Raw genomic sequence first — 18497 nt, 5'->3', positions numbered from 1 at the left:
GCTCGGTTTCGGCTGTGGCCGCGATCACTGGGCACTCGTACCCTGGAAACCGGAGTTCGTGCGGAAGGGATGACATCGTGGTCCGGCAATGGTCAGGAAAGGAGGCCCGCGCCCTCCGCGATGCCAAGCGGATGAGTATTCGGGAGTTTGCAGCACATCTCGGTGTGCATGAACGCTTGGTTTCGAAGTGGGAGGCGGGCGGCGTCCGGGTGCACCCGCGCCCGGTCAACCAGGCCGCGCTGGACACATCTCTGGCCCGGTCCGACGATGTCGTGCGGGCACGGTTCGCGGCGTTGATCGATCAGCCCCTTATCGATCGGCCCGCACCTGATTTCGATGTGCACCTGGGCAATTCGGTGCATACCCAGTATTCGAGCGACGCTGAACTTTTGGCACTCGTAGACGCCGGTGCGATGAGAGGTGATGCGTTAGCAGCGATTTCGGAGAGGGATCTGATCATGGCGGCTGCCCACGAAGCAAGCGAGCACGCCGGTCGGGCCGAGGCCACCAACGTCGGTGCATCCACACTGGAGCAGCTCGACGCCGACGTCACGCGCATCGCGAACGACTACGTCCACGTACCGCCGGTGCCGATGATGGTGGAGATGCTTCGGGTACGGCGGCGGGTGTATCGACTGCTGGAGGGACACCAGCGGCCCACCGACACCAGTCATCTGTACCTGCTGGCCGGTACGCTCTCGGGCCTGCTGGCCAATGCCAGCACCGACCTCGGTTATCACGATGCCGCCGGCGAACAGGCCCGCGCCGCCTGGGCGTACGCGGAACTGTGCGGGCACAACGGATTACGGGCCTGGACCCGCGGCATGCAGGCGCTCATCGAGTACTGGTCGGAGCGCCCGCGCCGGGCGGTGCTGCTGGCGCAGAGCGGTCAGCAGTACGCCGACTCGGCCACGGCGCAGGTGCGGCTGCACAATATCGAGGCCCGCATCTGGTCGAAGCTGGGCTCCGGCGGCGACACCGAGCGGTGCATCCGCGCCGCCGACGCCGCGCGCGGCGGCAATGCCACCGACTCGCTGCACGACGAGGTGGGCGGCGTCTTCGGATTCAACGAGCCGAAGAGTCACTACTACGCCGGCGCCACCTACATCCACCTGGGCCAGGCCGGGCTCGCGCTCGCGGCCACCCAGCGCGCCATCGAGCTGTACACGAGCGGACCGCAGGAGCAGCGCTCCTACGGCGCCGAGTCGCTGGCCCGGGTCGACAGCGCGACCGCGCACCTGATCAACGGCAGCCTCGACGGCGCCACCGAGGCCCTGCGCCCGGTGCTGGACCTGGCCGAGGACAAACGCATCGCCCAGCTGGAGGAGCGCCTGACCGGCCTCCGCCGCCGCATCGCGTCCCCGCAGTTCCGGGACGCGGTCGAGGCCCGCCGCCTGGACGAGCGCATCGAGGAGTTCTGCGGGGCGACAGCGGCCCGGGGAGTTATACCGACTAGTTCGTGACTGGAGGGCGGCCCCGAATATCGGTTTGCGGGCCAGTGGCACGATGGGACGGGTGAGCCCTACCAGCCAGTCACCACACCGACCGCCGCGGGTTCTGGAGCAGTCGACCAAGCTCCAGAACGTCGTCTACGAGATCCGGGGGCCGGTACACGCGCATGCGGCACGGCTGAAGGCGGAGGGGCACCGGATCCTGGAGCTGAATATCGGCAACCCGGCGCCGTTCGGATTCGAGGCGCCGGACGTGATCATGCGCGACATGATCGCGGCGCTGCCGCACGCGCAGGGCTACTCGGAGTCCAAGGGCATCCTGTCCGCGCGGCGCGCCATCGTGACCCGCTACGAACTGGTCCCCGGCTTCCCGGAATTCGACGTCGACGACGTCTACCTGGGCAACGGTGTGTCCGAGCTGATCACGATCACCATGCAGGCGCTGCTGAACAACGGCGACGAGGTGCTGATCCCCGCGCCGGACTACCCGCTGTGGACGGCGATGACCAGCCTGGCCGGTGGCACCCCCGTGCACTACCTGTGTGACGAAGCCAACGGCTGGCAGCCCGACATCGCCGATATCGAATCCAAGATCACCGACCGGACCAAGGCGCTGCTGGTCATCAACCCGAACAATCCGACGGGCTCGGTGTATTCGGCCGAGGTGCTGCAGCAGCTGGTGGATCTGGCGCGCAAGCATCGCCTGCTGCTGCTCGCCGACGAGATCTACGACAAGATCCTCTACGACGACGCCAAGCACATCTCGCTCGCGACGCTCGCGCCCGACCTGCTGTGTCTGACCTTCAACGGCCTGTCCAAGGCGTACCGGGTGGCCGGATACCGCTCGGGCTGGCTGGTCGTCACCGGGCCCCGGGAGCACGCCGCCGGATTCCTGGAGGGCATCGACCTGCTGGCCTCGTCCCGGCTGTGCCCGAATGTGCCTGCGCAGCATGCGATTCAGGTGGCCCTGGGCGGGCATCAGAGCATCGAGGATCTGATCCTGCCGGGCGGGCGACTACTCGAGCAGCGCGACGTGGCATGGGAGAAGCTGAACACGATTCCGGGTGTGTCGTGCGTGAAGCCGAAGGGCGCGCTGTACGCCTTCCCGCGGCTCGACCCCGAGGTGCACCAGATCCACGACGACGGCAAGCTGGTGCTGGATCTGCTTCTGCAGGAAAAGATCCTGATGGTCCAGGGCACCGGATTCAACTGGCCGCACCATGATCATCTGCGGATCGTGACGCTGCCGTGGGCCCGGGACCTCTCGGTCGCGATCGAGCGCTTCGGCAACTTCCTGGCCAGCTACCAGCAATAACACGCGCCGGACCCGCGGAGCCGAAAAACCAACTATAAGTACGAAAATCGAGGTTTTTGAAGACTTAGCTGGCGCAAAGATCGCCGGTTTGTGTACAGTAGTCCTTGGCACTCAGGTGCCCCGGCCGAGCCGCCTACCCCCTGGGCGCCTCGGCCCTCGATTCGGCCGCCTACCCCCCTGGGCCGTCGAATCTCGCGGGCGGCGGAGACATCCCCCTGCTCTCCGCCGCCCCCTCCCACTCCTTCCAGCAGCGCATCCCTCGATTTCGGCTGCGCCGATTCGGCTTTCGCACCTCGCCCGGCCGGTGCCGCCGATAGCCTTGTGATCTTGAAAATCAAATCCGATAGGCTCGCTGCGATCAGGGACGCAATGGACAGGTAGGGACCGGTGAGCGACCACCACCATCACCACCACGATCATTCGGGACCGATCGCCATCGGGGCGACCGCGGCCCGAGTCGTCGTCGGGCTACTCACCGGCATCGGCGTGCTCATCCTGATCGGCGCGGTCTGGCTGTGGCCGAGCCATCAGCACATCGACATCCCGCTGCCGATGCAGAACGGCGGCGGCGGCGCGGTGCAGACCGAGGCCGGCACGGTGACGATGCAGGACGTCGGGCCGTGCGGCAGCCTGTCCAACGGCAAGGTGTTCGACGACACCCCGAACCCGCCGCCCAGGGGCGGCTACAGCTGCCAGCGCAGCATGGTCGCGATCGAGTCCGGCCCGCACAAGGGCAAGCACACGCTGCTCGAAATCGCCCCGGGCCCAGGGCAACCCGATCTGCACGCGGGCGATCACATTCGGCTGGTGCGGCAGAACGATCCGAGCGGCGCCCCGAACTACTCCTTCGACGACTACTCGCGCGGAATGCCGCTGGGGCTGATCGCGATCGTGTTCGTGGTGGTGATCGTGATCGTGGCGCGCTGGCGGGGCCTGCGCGCGGTGCTGGGGCTGGTGTTCGCGTTCGGGGTGCTGGTGTTGTTCCTGCTCCCGGCGCTGCTGGACGGCAAACCGGCGCTGCCGGTGGCGATGGTGGCGGGTGCGCTGATTCTCTACGCGGTGCTGTATCTGGCGCACGGGGTGAATCTGCGGACCAGTTCGGCGCTGCTCGGCACGCTCAGCGCGATGGTGCTGGCGGCGGCCCTGTCCTGGCTGACGCTGAAGATCACGCACGTGACCGGGTTGTCCCAGGAGGACAACACCAATGTCGCGACCTATGTGCAGCACGTGAGCATCACCGGGCTGCTGCTGGCCGGATTCATCATCGGCTCGCTCGGGGTGCTCAACGATGTCACCATCACCCAGGCGTCGGCCGCCTTCGAGCTCGCCGCCATCGACGAGGAGGCCTCGCGCCGTGAGGTTTTCACCGCCGCCATGCGGGTGGGGCGCGACCACATCGCCAGCACCGTCTACACGCTGGTGCTGGCCTACGCCGGTGGGGCGCTGCCGCTGCTGCTGATGTTCTCGGTCGCGGGGCGGTCGATCACCGACGTGCTCACCGGCGACGCCGTCGCCATCGAGATCACCCGCTCCGCCGTCGGCGGCATCTGCCTGGCGCTGTCGGTGCCGCTGACCACCGGCATCGCGGTGCTGCTGGCCCGGCCGTTCGGTGCGGGCGGTGCGGAACCGGAGCCCGAGCCCGAACCGGTGCGCCGTCGGTCGCGGGCGGCGGCCTCGACGCACGGCCACGCGGAGGAGGACGAATCCCCGCGGCGCACAAGGGGACAGCTCGCGACCGTCGCCGAGCGGCCTACCCATGGGGACGAATTCGATCCCCACGAGGACGAGTACGACGATTATCCCGGGGCCACGTATGCCGAGAACTATCACGAACCCCGGGCGCGGTACGCCGACGACCTGTTCCACAGCCCCCACGATCCACAGGCCGCGTACGGCCACAACGATTTTCACAACCCCGGCATCGCACACACCCCGCAGAATGCCTACGGCAACGGCGTTTTCCACAGCCCGCCCGCCTATGCGAACGACGAGTTATCCACCTCCTACCCGAGCATCGATCCCCCCGCGCAGTACGCCGAACCCGCCCCTGATTTCGGCTATCCCCAGTCCGGCAGCCGCCACGCGCGCCACTCCGCCGACGACTACGACGATCTCCCCACGCCGCCCGGCGAATTCTCCGCCTTCGGCGACACACCGGAGCGGCACCCGCCGTTCAACCGGGACGACTATCCAGGCGAACAACCCCGCCACCGCCACCGGCGCGCCCACGGAACACCCTCGCCCGGAGACGATTACGGCTACTGAGCGCCAAGGGCGGCGACGGGACAGCGCAGGGGCAGTACCTCGTTCAGGGGTATGGCAGGAGTAGGTAGCAGCTATCGCCCGGGTACCGGGAACTGCGGCAGCACATTCGGCGGGATGGTCGGCACGACGATCGGCGGCAGGCCCGGAACGACGACGATGGTATTGGGCCCGGGCGGGGGCGGGGCCTCGGTCGTCGGCTTGTTCCAGCGCGGCGGGGGCGCGGCCACGGATTCGTTGGTGTTGTCGGCGGCGGTCGGCGTGGCGGTCGGCTCCAGCGCGGCCGGGCGCGGCGCGCTGCTGGGCGTCGTGCTGGGCGCGGTCTTGCTGCTCTGCGAATCGCCCCGCAGCACTTGCTGACCCCAGCCCAGGCTGAGACCGAGCGCGGCGACCACCACCAGGGCGCCGACGGCCACCCCGGCGACGCTCAGCTCCCGCTTGCGGCCGAGCGGACGCTCCCGCTTACCGCCCGGCGCGGGCGTACCCCGGCGGGCGCGCGGCGCGGACATGTCGGCCAGCCAGACCGGCGTCAGCTGCTCGGTGTCGTCGAAGGACGGGGGCGGCGGCTGCGGCGCGAGCGGCCGGGCCGGGCGGGCCAGCAGCGCCGCGCCGCGGGCGACGACCGTCTCCGGCTGCGCGGGCACCACCACCGGCATGCCCAGCCAGCGCTCCAAAACCCGTGCCACCAGCGGAATCTGCGCGCAGCCGCCGATCACGACCACGGCCTGCACCGCCCGCTCGGACCGCATGATCACATCGCGGGCCATCCGCGCCGAGGACTCGATGGCCAGCGTGATCAGCGCCTCGAAGTTCTCCTGCGACATCAGCACCAGCCCGTGCTCGGACGGCAGCGCCACCGCGGAGTTCGACGACAGCTGCTCCTTGGCCCGGCGGCACAGCGCGTCCAGGGCGGCCAGCCCGGCCGGGTCCGGCGGATGGGCGATGCGGCCGGAGGAGATCTGCTGTTCGCGGATCAGCGAATCCAGGTAGTCGCCGCTGATATCGCTGGTGCGCTCGCTGTAACCGACCTGACGGGTCGCGACGTCGACCACGCTCACCGACAGGCCGGACGAGCCCAGGTCGTAGAGGGCGATGGTGCCCTCCGCCCGTAACTCACCGGCGGCCTGCAGAAACTGCACGGCCGCCACGACCTCCGGCACCAGTTCGTAGTTGGTGAGCTGCCGTCGCGCCAGCGCGGCCCGCAGGGCGTGGGCGTGCGGCTCACCGCGATAGGCGAGGGCGGTGGTGATCTGTGGGAGGGAGGCGAGCAGGTCGGCCGCCGCGTCCTCGGCCCGCTGTTCGCCGACGGGCACGGTCTGCACGTCGAAGCGGTCGGGGGCGAACTGCTCGGCGGAATTCCCGGCGTGCGGCCGCGCGACGCGAACGGCGCCGGCCCCTACCGAAACCCCCGATACCGAACTCATCTGCTGCCCATCTCGTTTCACGGTCCGCGCTGTGCGGCGGCCGTCGCGCGGATGGCCTGCGTATTCACACGGCGGTGCGGGTCACTGTACCTGCCCCCGACACCCTACGACGTGCCGAGCCCGGCGTACACCCATCCGGCGGCACGCCATCGAACCCGATCCAGACAGTTGCGGCCGTCGATGATCGAGCGCGACCGCACCACCGCATCGAGGTCCTCGGGTCGCAGTGCGGTGAACTCGTTCCATTCGGTCAGCACCAGCACCACGTCGGCCCGCTCGCACGCCTCGGCGACCGAGGTCGCGTAGTTCAGCGTCGGGAAGACGCGGCGCGAATTCTCCAGTGCCTTGGGGTCGTACACGGTCACCACCGCGCCGTGCAGCTGGATCATGCCCGCCACATTGAGCGCGGGCGAGTCCCGCACATCGTCGGATTCGGGCTTGAACGCCGCGCCCAGCACGGCCACATTGGCGCCCAGCAGCGACCCGCCGCACGCCTTGGCGGCCATGTCGACCACCTTGGTGCGGCGGCGCATATTGATGTTGTCCACCTCACGCAGGAACGACAGCGCATGGTCGGCGCCGAGCTCACCGGCGCGGGCCATGAACGCGCGAATGTCCTTGGGCAGGCAGCCGCCGCCGAAACCCAGTCCGGCATTGAGGAATCGGCGGCCGATGCGGGCGTCGTAGCCGAGCGCGTCGGCGAGCACCGTGACGTCCGCGCCGGTGGCCTCGCACACCTCCGACACCGCGTTGATGAACGAGATCTTCGTCGCCAGAAAGGCGTTGGCCGACACCTTCACCAGCTCCGCGGTGGCCAGGTCGGTGAGCAGGAACGGGATCTCGGCGGCGAGCAGATCGTCGTAGATCTCCCGCACCAGCTCCTCGACCCGGGCGGAGTTGCGCCGGGCGGGGTCGACGCCGAGCACGAGGCGGTCCGGACGCAGCGTGTCGCGGACCGCGAAGCCCTCGCGCAGAAACTCCGGATTCCAGGCCACCTCGACGTCGACCGACGCCCGCGCGCGGGCGCGCGCGCCGAGTTCGGCGGCGGTGCCGACCGGAACCGTGGACTTGCCGATGATCACCGCCGGGCGCTCCAGCAGCGGCGCCAGCGAATCCACCACGGCGTGCACGTATTTCAGGTCGGCGGCGTATTCGCCCTTCTTCTGCGGGGTGCCGACGCCCAGGAAGTGCGCGTCGGCGTGCGCGGCCGCCTCGGCGTAGGACGTGGTGAATCGCAGCCGACCGGCGATCAGATTGCGGCGCAGCACCTCTTCGAGCCCGGGCTCGTAGAACGGCACCACACCATCGGACAGTTTCGCGACCTTGCCGGGGTCCACATCCACCCCGACTACTTCGTGACCGAGTTCGGCCATGCACGCGGCATGGGTCGCTCCCAGATACCCGGCCCCGAACACCGTGAGACGCATGATCGATTGGTAAGCGCCGACTGTGGCCGTGTCGCATCATCGAGGCAAGGGTCGGGGCAACATCAGATGTACAGGCGGAAACCGCAGGTGAGAGCGCTAGCATCGGCAAGGTGTGTGCACGGCGCGGGGCCCGGATCGTCGGAGTGCTGATGATGGTGGCGGCGGTCGTCGTCGCCCTGTGGCCGGTGTACGTGCGCCCGCGCACCGACGCCCCCGCCCCGGCCGACGCGATCCTGGTGCTGGGCGGCACGCACGACGGGCGCGAGGAGCTGGGCCTGCGGCTGGCCCACGAGGGGTACGCGCCGCGGGTGCTGTTCTCCGATCCCTACGGTCCCAGCGCGCTGATGAATCGGATCTGCCACGGCGGCTACCGTTTCGAGGTGGAGTGCTTCGACCCGGCCCCGCGCACCACGCTGGGCGAGGGGCGGGAGCTCGCGGCGCGGGCGCGGGCCGCGGGCTGGCGGCGGGTGATCGTGGTGACCTTCACCCCGCACGTGTCCCGCGCCCGCTACATCCTCGGAAAATGCTGGGGCGGGCAGATTCTCGTGGTGGATCCGCGCCCGCACCTGTCGCCCGCCCGCTGGGCCTACAACTTCGCCTACCAGTCGGCCGGGTACGTCAAGGCCGCGTTCCAGGGATGCTAGGCGAGTTGTCCAGAATGTGACGTTACGTGCTCGTAACTGCTCAGCAAAGCGGACACCACAATCGCCCACGACGCTCGTGTTCCGAACCCTGCCCGCGACGGGCGGGAGTGAGGAGTCACCGTGGTCGAGGTCGAAACCCGCGCACCGAATCCGGTCGCCGCGACAAAGGAAACGCTGGAGGACTACACGCTGCGCTTCGCGCCGCGCAGCTATCGCAAGTGGAGTCCGGCGGTGGTCGGCGTCTCCGCCCTCGGCGGCATCGCCTACCTGGCCGATTTCTCGATCGGCGCCAATATCGGCATCGCGGGCGGCACCGGCAATGCGCTGCTGGGCATCGGCATCTTCGCGGTGGTGGTCATGCTGACCGGGTTTCCGCTGGCCTACTATGCCGCGCGCTACAACATCGACCTGGATCTGATCACCCGCGGCAGCGGCTTCGGCTACTACGGCTCGGTGATCACCAATCTGGTGTTCGCGTCGTTCACCTTCATCTTCTTCGCCACCGAGGGGTCGATCATGGCGCAGGGCCTGCGCCTGGGCCTGCACGTCCCGCTGTGGTTGGGCTATCTGGTGTCGACGCTGCTGATCTTCCCGCTGGTGATCTACGGCATGAACACCCTGGCCAAGTTGCAGGTGTGGACGACGCCGCTGTGGCTGCTGCTGATGGTGCTGCCGTTCGTGTTCCTCGTTGTGCGGCATCCGGATTCGATCGGCACCTTCTTCGCCTACGGCGGCCGCGACGGCACCGCGGTGAGCCTGGCCGGGGCCTTCCTGGCCGCGGGGGTGTGCCTGTCGCTGATCGCGCAGATCGCCGAGCAGATCGACTATCTGCGCTTCATGCCGCCGCGGACGCCGGAGAACGCCCGCCGGTGGTGGGGCTGGGTGCTGCTGGCGGGGCCGGGCTGGGTGCTGTTCGGCGCGATCAAGCAGGTGGTCGGGCTGTTCCTGGCGGTGTATCTGATCGCGAATCTGCCCGGGGCGCAGGACATCGCGAATCAGCCGGTGCACCAGTTCCTCGAGATCTACCGGGACATGGTGCCGTCCTGGCTGGCGATGACGCTGGCGGTGGTGCTGGTGGTGATCAGTCAGATCAAAATCAATGTGACCAACGCGTATTCGGGGTCGCTGGCGTGGACCAACTCGTTCACCCGCGTCACCAAGACCTATCCGGGGCGGCTGGTGTTCCTCGGACTGAATCTGGCGATCGCGCTGATTCTCATGGAAGCCAACATGTTCGACTTCCTGAACAATATCCTCGGCTTCTACGCCAACTGCGGCATCGCCTGGATCGTCACCGTCGCAACGGATATCGCGGTCAACAAGTATCTGCTGAAGATCTCCCCGAAGCGCCCGGAGTTCCGGCGCGGCATGCTGTACGACATCAATCCGGTGGGCCCGGTCGGCTTCGGCCTGTCGGCGCTGCTGTCGATCGCGACCTTCTTCGGACTGTTCGGTTCGGCCCTGAAGCCGTATTCGCCGATCGTCGCGGTGCTGGTCGCCTTCGTCGCCACCCCCCTCACCGCGATCGCCACCAGGGGCCGCTACTACCTGCGCCGCACCGACGACGGCATCGACCTGCCGATGGTCGACGAACACGGCAACCCATCGGGCGAGACACTGACCTGCCACGTCACCGGCTTGGACTTCGAACGCCCGGACATGATCGCCTCGGCAATCCCGGGCCCGGAGGGGGAAATCCAGTACATCAGCTCACTGGCCCTGTCCACCGACCGCTCCGGAGAACACGTGCTCCCGCCACAATAGAACCGAGCGCGAGGGCATGCCCCTCTTCCGATCCCGGCACGCCCTCCCCGTCGATCCCGGCACGCCCTCCCCGTCGATCCCGGCACGCCCTCCCCGTCGATCCCGGCACGCCCTCCCTGTTGATCCCGGCATGCCTCCCTGCTACAGAGGCTGATTTCGTGTTGTCGTCATGATCGTTTCGGGGTGGGTGTGAGTCCGGTTGCGGTGAGGCAGCCGTCGATCAGGTTGGGGTGGTAGCCGATGCGGTGCAGGTCGCTGCGCACGATGCGCATGAGGTGGTCGGGGTCGGTGATGATGCGGTTGGCCAGCCGGCCTCGCCGCAGTAGTGACCAGATGCCTTCGGTCGGATTCAGATCGGGCGCGTAGGCGGGCAGTTGGTAGACAGTGAGCCAGTCGTGGCCGGTGACGAATCGGCGCATGCCGGCGGTGAGGTGGGTGTTGAGGTTGTCCCAGCAGACCACGATCGGCCCGCCGAGTTGCCGGTGGGCGGCGATGAGCAGGTCCCGGTAGTCGGTCCAGGCGAAGCTCTTCCTGCCCGAACTATTTCGGTCGTGCCGATACGGTCGCCAGATCAGCCGGGACCGATGGCCGGGCTTGTAGCAGGTCAGCGCGGCGATCGATATCCGGCGGGTGGTTCGGCCCCGGACCCGCACGATCGGGGTGTGCCCGCGTGGCGCCCAGGTCCGTGCGGTCGGCGGCGTCATCGTGAACCCGGCTTCGTCTTCGAACACGACCCAGGCTCCGAGCGCCGCCGCGGCGGTTTTACGTGCGGCCACACGTCCTTCACCCACGTCGCGACCGCCGCGTCGTCGCGTTCGACCGCCCGGCGGGCAGGTTGCTGACGGCTCCACCCGTGCCGGTGCAACAACAACGACACCCCCTTGATCGTGTAGGAGATGTGGAACCGGCGCCCGATCACGGTCTTGATCCTGGCCAGAGTCCATTTCTGGTCCGGCCAGCCGTGCTCGGCCGGGCCCTTGGCCAGCTCGTGTTCGAGTACCTGGAACTGTTCGTCGGACAGCAACGGCAGCGACGCGGGGCCCTTGGACCGCAACGCTTCCCGCCCCGCCGATCCCCACGCCTGGCGCCACCGTTGCACCGACCGCACGCTGACTCGCAGCCGGTGGGCGATCACCGCATTGTCCTCGCCCCGGGCGAAAGCGTCCGCGGCTTCCAGCCGCAACCGCTCCCGCAACATCCGTCGCTCGGCGGTCAGCCCACCGCCTTGCGGATACCGCACCCACCAGATGTACCCCACCCACCAGCCACGGCCGTCAAGCCCAGCGACAACACGAATTCAGCCGCTGTAATCCCGGCATGCCTCCCTGCTAATCCCGGCATGCCTCCGTGTTGATCCCGGCATGCTTTTGGCCGGGATCTTCCCTCACACCCCCAGCAACCGATCGAACAGCGGATTGGAGAACCGCCGGTACGACTCCGCCGACGACACCCCGCCCTGCCGGTGAATCACCGCCAACCGGCTCTTGAATTCATCGAACTGCTGCGCGTAGGCGACATTCTTGAAATGCGCCTCCGCAGGCTGTCCGCGCAGGGTCAGGTGCTGCCACTGCTTGGCCCAGTGCGGCCGCACATTGAGCGGATTACCGAGATGGTCGGTCTCCGAGCACCATCGGTCCACCACCGCCTGGGTGAAGCCGTGCCACAGCGGTTGCGGGGTGTGCATGCTGGTCAGCACCTCGATCGAGCAGGTGCCGAAGGTGTTTCCGCGTTCGGGCGCCAGATCCATCGCCGAGTCGGCCATGACGCGCATCTCCAACGCGATGCGCATCGGGCCGTCCGGCCAGCGATACACCTCGTCGATCGCATTCCACCAGGCGCGCTGGCACACACCCCAATCCGGTTTCCCGGGATCGTCGGCGCGGCCCGGAATGGGAATCAGCACCTCGACATCCAGCACCCGCCAGTTCTGGATGCCGCGCCGGAAATGTAGGGCGTCGATCATCGGGGTCACGATGCTCGGCTCGAAATCCTCGACGCCGGGCAGCTGGATCATTGCCGTCGCGCCGAGGAACTGACCCTGCAGCGCGCCCGGCAGCGCCTGGAACGGCGGGAAATCGTTGATGGCCGAGGCGATCCAGGATTCCAGCCACTGCTGCAGCGCCTCCGGCGGCGACGGATAATCCTGGGCGTCCGCCGGCGACGCGTCGTTGTTCCAGGTGTGCGTCCAGCCCTCGCGGTGATAGGGGAACCAGAACCATTCCGAGTAGTAGTCCTGTTCGCAGCGCCGGACGAATTCTCGTCGGGCGTCCTCCAGTTGGGCCGGGCCGATGGACGAGTCGGCGAGATCCGGCGGCACCGCGAATCCGGGCGGCGGCGGGACGGTGAGCAGAATCGAATTCTTCACCGGACGCATATTCGCGAAGGTCATCGGATCGAGTTTCAGCGTCAGCGCGGTCACCACGCCCAGCAGGCCGAAACAGCCCGCGGCCGCGCGCAACAGCTCGGGATCGGAAACGGTCTGGAATTCGCCGTCGGCATTGACGAATTCGATCTCCGACACCAGATCGCTCAGCGTTCGGTTCCCCAGTCCCGCGCCGTGGCACATCGGGCCGTTGCTGCCGCCGAAGGTGATCTCGACCATGATGACATTGAGCGGGAGGGTCCACTGCCAGCGGCCGCCGCCGTCGGACAGGCACCACAGCCGGAACTGCTCGTTGGTGGTGGCGGAACCGATGCGGCACAGCGCCTTTCGCCTGCCGTCCTCGTCCACCGTGCCGACGATCCGGATGCCCTGCAATTCGTTGTTCGGGTCCAGCGGCGGCGTGAACGACGGAATCTGCTCGGCCTCGCGCAGCGGGAGCAGCGAGATCAGGATCTGATCGTCCTCGCCGAAGATATCGGTCCAGCTGTGCCGGTATCCGGCCACCCGCACGCGTTTGTCGTGATCGCGGGCCCAGCGCACGATGTTCTGCACACCGGCGCGGGTGCGCGGCAGAAAGGTCACCGACGGCCGATTGCCGACGGTCAGTCCCCAGTTCGCGAAATCATGGGCGTAGACGCAGTCCATCGGGGTGCCGTCGCCCTCGGTCACCTCGGGGTGGCCGGAGGCGGCGGTCCGCAGTTTCCGCTGCAATTCGATCGTCGGCGGGCTGGGCGGGAAGGCACCGCCGGGCATGCCGTCCAAGCCTTTTCCGGATCGGATGTGCTCGGCGACGGCCCGCACCTGCGGCGGCAGCCCGTCGCGCAGCGCGGCCAATTCCGGATGGGAGTCGATCACGGCCAGCAGTCGGCGCAGCAGCATTTCCCGATCGAGCCCGCCGGTCCGCAGTTCGGCAAACAGCGACAGAAATGGCTCGAAGAATTCCGACGGCCCCGGCAGCAAGGGCTCGGCGGCGGCCTCACCTGCGAGGGAAAGACCGAGGGAGGCGAGGAGCGCGGCGACGAACTGACGACGGTCCATGACCGCCGAGCCTAGAGAGCATATTCAGAGCTAATTCGTATGACACGCCGCCGCCCGCGGCGCTGTCGCGTTTCAGATGCGGGGTTGATCGGGCAGCGGGAAATTCAGATAGGCGCGCGACGGCGTGGGCCCGCGCTGGCCCTGATATTTGGATCCGGCCGCGGTGCTGCCGTACGGATTCTCCGCCGGGCTGCTCAGCCGGAACACGCACAGCTGACCGATCTTCATGCCCGGCCACAGGGTGATCGGCAGGTTTGCCACATTCGACAGCTCGAGGGTGATGTGCCCGCTGAATCCGGGATCGATGAATCCGGCGGTCGAGTGGGTGAGCAACCCCAGCCGCCCCAGGCTCGACTTGCCCTCCAGCCGCCCGGCCAGATCGTTCGGCAGCGTGCACACCTCGAGCGTGGAACCGAGCACGAACTCGCCCGGATGCAGCACGAACGGCTCCCCCGCCGCGGGCTCGACCAGGCTGGTCAGCTCGTCCTGCCGCTGCGCCGGGTCGATATGGGTGTACCGAGTGTTGTTGAACACCCGAAACATCCGGTCCAGACGCACGTCGATACTCGACGGCTGAACCATCTTCTCCTCGAACGGCTCCAGCCCGAGCCGCCCGGAGTCCAACTCGGCACGAATATCGCGATCGGAAAGCAGCACGCAACGAGCGTAGTGCCCACCCCCCACCCACCCACGCCTGGCATGGCCCCCTTCCCCCGGCCCCCGACGCGCTCCCCCAAGCCCGGGCACACTCCCCGCGATTCCCGACGTGCTCTCCGCGATTCCCGGCGCGCTACTCGAGTTCCCGGCACGCTCCCCGAAGTCCCGACACACTCTCCACGATTCCCGGCGTGCTTCCGCAAGTTCCCGGCACACTCCCGAAGCTCCCCGCACACTCCCGAAGTCCCCGCGCGCTCCCCGAAGTTCCGGCGCACTTCTCGAAGTTCCAGTGCACTTTCCGAAGTTCCGACGCACTTTCCGAAGGCCCGACGCGCTTCCCGAAGCCCCGGCACACTCCCCGATTCCCGGCGCGCTACTCAAGTTCCCGGCACGCTCCCCTAAGTCCCCGCGCTCCCCGCAGTCCGGCACGCTCTCCGCGATTCCCGGCGCACTTCCACAAGTTCCCGGCACACTCCCAAAGTCCCCGCGCGCTCCCCAAAGCCCCGACGCGCTTCCCGAAGCCCGGCACACTCCCCGATTCCCGGCGCGCTCCCGAAGTTCCCCGCGCGCTCCCCGAAGTCCCGACGCGCTTCCCGAAGTCCCGGCACACTCCCGGCGCGTCTCCCGAAGGCCCCGGCGCACTCCCCTAGGTTCCCGGCGCGCTCCCGAAGGCCCCGGCGCGTTCCTTCGAAGCCCCCCGGCACATTCCCCGAAGGCCCCGGCACACTCCCTCGAACCTCCCGGCACACTCCCTCCTTCCCAGCACACTCCCCCGAAGTTCCCAGCACACTCCCCCGAAGTTCCCGGCACGCTTTTGGCCGGGATCCCGTCGCCCGCGGGTAGCTGCCATCATGTGCGCATGCTGCACGTGCTGTACCTGGTGGGAATTGCGGCGTTCGCCGCTAGTGGGGTGTTGGCTGCCTATCGGGCCGATATGGATCCGTTCGGGGGGCTGGCGCTGGCGTTCGCGGCGTCCATTTCCGGTGGGACGCTGCGCGAGCTCATTCTCGGGCGGCAGCCGCTGTACTGGACTCACGACTGGGTGCTGCTCACGGTGATCATCGGCGTGGGCGTGGGGACCATTGTCTACCTGCGCTTCTGGCAGTTGCCGCGGCGCTCGCTGCTGGTGGTCGACGCGCTCGGGCTCGCGGTGGTGACGGTGATCGGCGCCCGCGCGGCCATCGATTCCGGGGTGACCCCGCTCGCGGTCCTGATCCTGTCGGTCATGACCGGCGTGACCGGCGAGGTCATCCGCGACGTGCTGTGCGGCGAGTTCCCGCCACTGCTGCTGCGCGAAGAGGTATATGCCATCGCCGCACTGGCAGGCGCCGCCTGCTACCTCGGCCTCGACTACCTGGGCGCCAATTCCGGCCTGGCCGCGATGATTTCGGCCACTTTGGTCTTCGCACTACGAATCGGCGCCATCTATTTCGGCCTACATCTCCCCCGCCCGCAGCACCTGAAACCACGGGACTACAGAGGCTGATTTCGTGTTGTCGTCATGATCGTTTCGGGGTGGGTGTGAGTCCGGTTGCGGTGAGGCAGCCGTCGATCAGGTTGGGGTGGTAGCCGATGCGGTGCAGGTCGCTGCGCACGATGCGCATGAGGTGGTCGGGGTCGGTGATGATGCGGTTGGCCAGCCGGCCTCGCCGCAGTAGTGACCAGATGCCTTCGGTCGGATTCAGATCGGGCGCGTAGGCGGGCAGTTGGTAGACAGTGAGCCAGTCGTGGCCGGTGACGAATCGGCGCATGCCGGCGGTGAGGTGGGTGTTGAGGTTGTCCCAGCAGACCACGATCGGCCCGCCGAGTTGCCGGTGGGCGGCGATGAGCAGGTCCCGGTAGTCGGTCCAGGCGAAGCTCTTCCTGCCCGAACTATTTCGGTCGTGCCGATACGGTCGCCAGATCAGCCGGGACCGATGGCCGGGCTTGTAGCAGGTCAGCGCGGCGATCGATATCCGGCGGGTGGTTCGGCCCCGGACCCGCACGATCGGGGTGTGCCCGCGTGGCGCCCAGGTCCGTGCGGTCGGCGGCGTCATCGTGAACCCGGCTTCGTCTTCGAACACGACCCAGGCTCCGAGCGCCGCCGCGGCGGTTTTACGTGCGGCCACACGTCCTTCACCCACGTCGCGACCGCCGCGTCGTCGCGTTCGACCGCCCGGCGGGCAGGTTGCTGACGGCTCCACCCGTGCCGGTGCAACAACAACGACACCCCCTTGATCGTGTAGGAGATGTGGAACCGGCGCCCGATCACGGTCTTGATCCTGGCCAGAGTCCATTTCTGGTCCGGCCAGCCGTGCTCGGCCGGGCCCTTGGCCAGCTCGTGTTCGAGTACCTGGAACTGTTCGTCGGACAGCAACGGCAGCGACGCGGGGCCCTTGGACCGCAACGCTTCCCGCCCCGCCGATCCCCACGCCTGGCGCCACCGTTGCACCGACCGCACGCTGACTCGCAGCCGGTGGGCGATCACCGCATTGTCCTCGCCCCGGGCGAAAGCGTCCGCGGCTTCCAGCCGCAACCGCTCCCGCAACATCCGTCGCTCGGCGGTCAGCCCACCGCCTTGCGGATACCGCACCCACCAGATGTACCCCACCCACCAGCCACGGCCGTCAAGCCCAGCGACAACACGAATTCAGCCGCTGTAACCACCTATCCGCCGAATCGCCGAAGCACAGCATGGCCAGCACCAGCAGCAGCGCGACCACGACGACACAGGTCGGCGCGGTCTGCAGCACCCGCCCGAACCATCCGTCACCGCGCATCCACCACGCGGCGTCCATGGGCAGCCCAGCGCCGAGGCACCGATCAGCGGCCCGACCGCCGCATACCCGACGGCTCGCACCGCCGATCCCGGACGCTCGATGGCCTCGGTGGTGGCTACCATGCCCGCGTCTCGCCCATGACCGTTCCTCGGCAGGATCCTCGGATCCGCGCCCGGGGCAACGCGGTTACGAGCGAGAACCGGCGGCCGTCGTCGCGGTCAGTCGCATCCGCGTGCCGGTCTCGGCCGATCGGCGGATGGCGTCGAGTAGGGCGTGCACGTGCACCGCGGTGTCGAAATCGGCGACCGTGCGTGCGCCCGTGCGGATGTCGTCCGCCAGGCGGGCGTAGAGGCGGCCGACATTGCCGGACTCGGCCTCGAGAACCGTCGCGGCATTGCTGGCCACCAGTTCCCGCCACTCACCGCCGACACCGCGCGAACCCAGCAGGCGCAGCCCGCACATCTGGAGGCCCGCACCGCCGTGCACATCGGAGACGATGGCCAGATCGCCGTCGGTACCGGCGATTTCGATGCGGGTGCGGCCGTCGGTGACCTTGGCGTCGTGAATGTGCGCCGAGAGCACCGCGCCGCTCGACACCGTCGCGTGCACCCGAATGTGGTCCGGGCTGGTGTTGTCGAGGGCCTCCCCGGTCTCCTGCACCACCGACCGCGGCATCCGGATCGTGAGCTCCGCCGACAGCTCCGCGATGTCGCCGAGCACGTACTCGACCGCGTCGAGCGTGTGCCCGCCCGCGACCTCGAGGACACCCGCACCATTGCGGCGATCGAGGGTGTAGGCGCCCCACGCGGGCAGTCGGCCCCCCGCGCGCTTGGTCAGCGCACTATAGACCGTTGCCGAAAGCACCTGCCCCACATAACCTTCCGCGACGAGCTCGCGCGCCCGCCGAATCGCCGGATCGTGGCGGGACTGCAAGCCGACGGCATGGTGCACACCGGCGGCGTGGGCGAGCCGAGCCAGCTCGACGGCCTCCTCGGTGTTCAATCCCAGCGGCCATTCGCTGTACACGTGCTTACCGGCCCCGAGCGCCGCGCGAACCAGTTCGTCGTGCGCGGGCACCTTCACCGTGATCGCCACGAGATCGACGTCGGGGTGCTCGGCGAGTTCCCACGGATCGGCGAAAGCGTGTGCGGCGCCGAAGATTCGGGCCGCCTCGCGGGCGCTCTCGATCCGGCTGGTCCCCACCGCGGTCAGCTCCAGGCCGGGCAGCGTCCGCAGCGCGGGAATGTGTGCCCGCGTCGCCCAACCCCGGTCCGGGCTCGCCCCGATGATGCCGACCCTGATGTGTTCCGAAGCCATGACTCCTCCTCCATAAGCGGACCCTACACGTCCGCTTACCTGAGGATAGACAACCG

At 68.3% G+C, this 18497-nt stretch carries 13 protein-coding genes and 1 pseudogene; 6 read left to right on the top strand and 8 right to left on the bottom strand.

Annotation, left to right across the window (positions count from 1 at the left end; all coding sequences use genetic code 11):
• The first annotated feature begins 131 nt into the window (after window positions 1-131).
• The 3 genes and pseudogenes from HPY32_RS20750 to HPY32_RS20740 all read left to right on the top strand — a co-directional run.
• Entirely contained in the window at window positions 132-1463 is a 1332-nt protein-coding gene (locus HPY32_RS20750; RefSeq protein WP_082870641.1) for an NsdA family TPR-like regulatory protein, read from the top strand.
• A 43-nt stretch (window positions 1464-1506) separates the two neighbouring features.
• A complete protein-coding gene (locus HPY32_RS20745; protein WP_067578812.1) occupies window positions 1507-2766 on the top strand; it encodes a pyridoxal phosphate-dependent aminotransferase in 1260 nt (419 codons plus the stop codon).
• Window positions 2767-3153: 387 nt separating this feature from the next.
• Window positions 3154-4419, top strand: a pseudogene (locus tag HPY32_RS20740) (YibE/F family protein); the annotation flags it as partial.
• A gap of 683 nt (window positions 4420-5102) precedes the next feature.
• On the opposite strand, the gene HPY32_RS20735 reads toward HPY32_RS20740, so the two are convergent.
• Both HPY32_RS20735 and HPY32_RS20730 read right to left on the bottom strand, forming a co-directional pair.
• Entirely contained in the window at window positions 5103-6452 is a 1350-nt protein-coding gene (locus tag HPY32_RS20735) for a DUF7159 family protein (RefSeq protein WP_067578814.1), read from the bottom strand.
• Between the two features lie 104 nt (window positions 6453-6556).
• Window positions 6557-7879: a UDP-glucose dehydrogenase family protein gene (locus HPY32_RS20730; protein ID WP_067578816.1), complete on the bottom strand. Its 1323-nt coding sequence runs from the start codon at window positions 7877-7879 to the stop codon at window positions 6557-6559.
• Between the two features lie 110 nt (window positions 7880-7989).
• On the opposite strand from HPY32_RS20730, the gene HPY32_RS20725 reads away from it, so the two are divergent.
• On the top strand, window positions 7990-8523 hold the full coding sequence (locus tag HPY32_RS20725; RefSeq protein WP_309247538.1) for a YdcF family protein: 534 nt from the start codon (window positions 7990-7992) through the stop codon (window positions 8521-8523).
• 120 nt (window positions 8524-8643) lie between these two features.
• Entirely contained in the window at window positions 8644-10287 is a 1644-nt protein-coding gene (locus HPY32_RS20720; protein ID WP_067578818.1) for a purine-cytosine permease family protein, read from the top strand.
• 167 nt (window positions 10288-10454) lie between these two features.
• Here HPY32_RS20720 and HPY32_RS46830 read toward each other — a convergent pair.
• The 3 genes from HPY32_RS46830 to dcd form a co-directional block, all read right to left on the bottom strand.
• Window positions 10455-11527, bottom strand: a protein-coding gene (locus tag HPY32_RS46830; RefSeq protein WP_444939652.1) for an IS630 family transposase whose coding sequence is annotated in 2 segments (ribosomal slippage) — window positions 10455-10990 and window positions 10990-11527 — 1074 coding nt in all. Because the reading frame shifts where the segments join, the coding sequence is not laid out codon by codon here.
• Between the two features lie 144 nt (window positions 11528-11671).
• Entirely contained in the window at window positions 11672-13708 is a 2037-nt protein-coding gene (locus tag HPY32_RS20705; RefSeq protein WP_067578820.1) for an FAD-binding oxidoreductase, read from the bottom strand.
• 72 nt (window positions 13709-13780) lie between these two features.
• Window positions 13781-14365: a dCTP deaminase gene (dcd, locus tag HPY32_RS20700; RefSeq protein ID WP_067578822.1), complete on the bottom strand. Its 585-nt coding sequence runs from the start codon at window positions 14363-14365 to the stop codon at window positions 13781-13783.
• Window positions 14366-15224: 859 nt separating this feature from the next.
• Here dcd and HPY32_RS20695 point away from each other — a divergent pair.
• The gene (locus HPY32_RS20695) at window positions 15225-15851 is read left to right on the top strand and encodes a trimeric intracellular cation channel family protein (RefSeq protein WP_067578824.1); all 627 of its coding nucleotides are present in this window, start codon (window positions 15225-15227) and stop codon (window positions 15849-15851) included.
• 13 nt (window positions 15852-15864) lie between these two features.
• Here the strand turns inward: HPY32_RS20695 and HPY32_RS46825 are convergent.
• The 3 genes from HPY32_RS46825 to HPY32_RS20675 form a co-directional block, all read right to left on the bottom strand.
• Window positions 15865-16937, bottom strand: a protein-coding gene (locus tag HPY32_RS46825) for an IS630 family transposase (protein WP_444939652.1) whose coding sequence is annotated in 2 segments (ribosomal slippage) — window positions 15865-16400 and window positions 16400-16937 — 1074 coding nt in all. Because the reading frame shifts where the segments join, the coding sequence is not laid out codon by codon here.
• Window positions 16938-16971: 34 nt separating this feature from the next.
• Window positions 16972-17142, bottom strand: coding sequence for a hypothetical protein (locus HPY32_RS20680; RefSeq protein WP_156673916.1), 171 nt, complete (start codon window positions 17140-17142; stop codon window positions 16972-16974).
• Window positions 17143-17310: 168 nt separating this feature from the next.
• On the bottom strand, window positions 17311-18441 hold the full coding sequence (locus tag HPY32_RS20675) for a Gfo/Idh/MocA family protein (RefSeq protein ID WP_067578826.1): 1131 nt from the start codon (window positions 18439-18441) through the stop codon (window positions 17311-17313).
• Between the last annotated feature and the right edge of the window lie 56 nt (window positions 18442-18497).

Origin of the sequence: Nocardia terpenica (genome assembly GCF_013186535.1) — a bacterium.
Classification (GTDB): domain Bacteria; phylum Actinomycetota; class Actinomycetes; order Mycobacteriales; family Mycobacteriaceae; genus Nocardia; species Nocardia terpenica.
The sequence above is the reverse complement of the archived record's forward strand: the minus strand, read 5'-3'. Positions and strand labels throughout refer to the sequence as shown.

Coding starts and splice junctions, on each gene's coding strand:
- HPY32_RS20705 (WP_067578820.1), bottom strand. CDS start 13,708: ATGGACCGTCGTCAGTTCGTCGCCGCGCTCCTCGCCTCCCTCGGTCTT.
- HPY32_RS20750 (WP_082870641.1), top strand. CDS start 132: ATGAGTATTCGGGAGTTTGCAGCACATCTCGGTGTGCATGAACGCTTG.
- HPY32_RS20675 (WP_067578826.1), bottom strand. CDS start 18,441: ATGGCTTCGGAACACATCAGGGTCGGCATCATCGGGGCGAGCCCGGAC.
- HPY32_RS20745 (WP_067578812.1), top strand. CDS start 1,507: ATGGGACGGGTGAGCCCTACCAGCCAGTCACCACACCGACCGCCGCGG.
- HPY32_RS20735 (WP_067578814.1), bottom strand. CDS start 6,452: ATGAGTTCGGTATCGGGGGTTTCGGTAGGGGCCGGCGCCGTTCGCGTC.
- HPY32_RS20680 (WP_156673916.1), bottom strand. CDS start 17,142: ATGGACGCCGCGTGGTGGATGCGCGGTGACGGATGGTTCGGGCGGGTG.
- HPY32_RS20730 (WP_067578816.1), bottom strand. CDS start 7,879: ATGCGTCTCACGGTGTTCGGGGCCGGGTATCTGGGAGCGACCCATGCC.
- HPY32_RS20695 (WP_067578824.1), top strand. CDS start 15,225: ATGCTGCACGTGCTGTACCTGGTGGGAATTGCGGCGTTCGCCGCTAGT.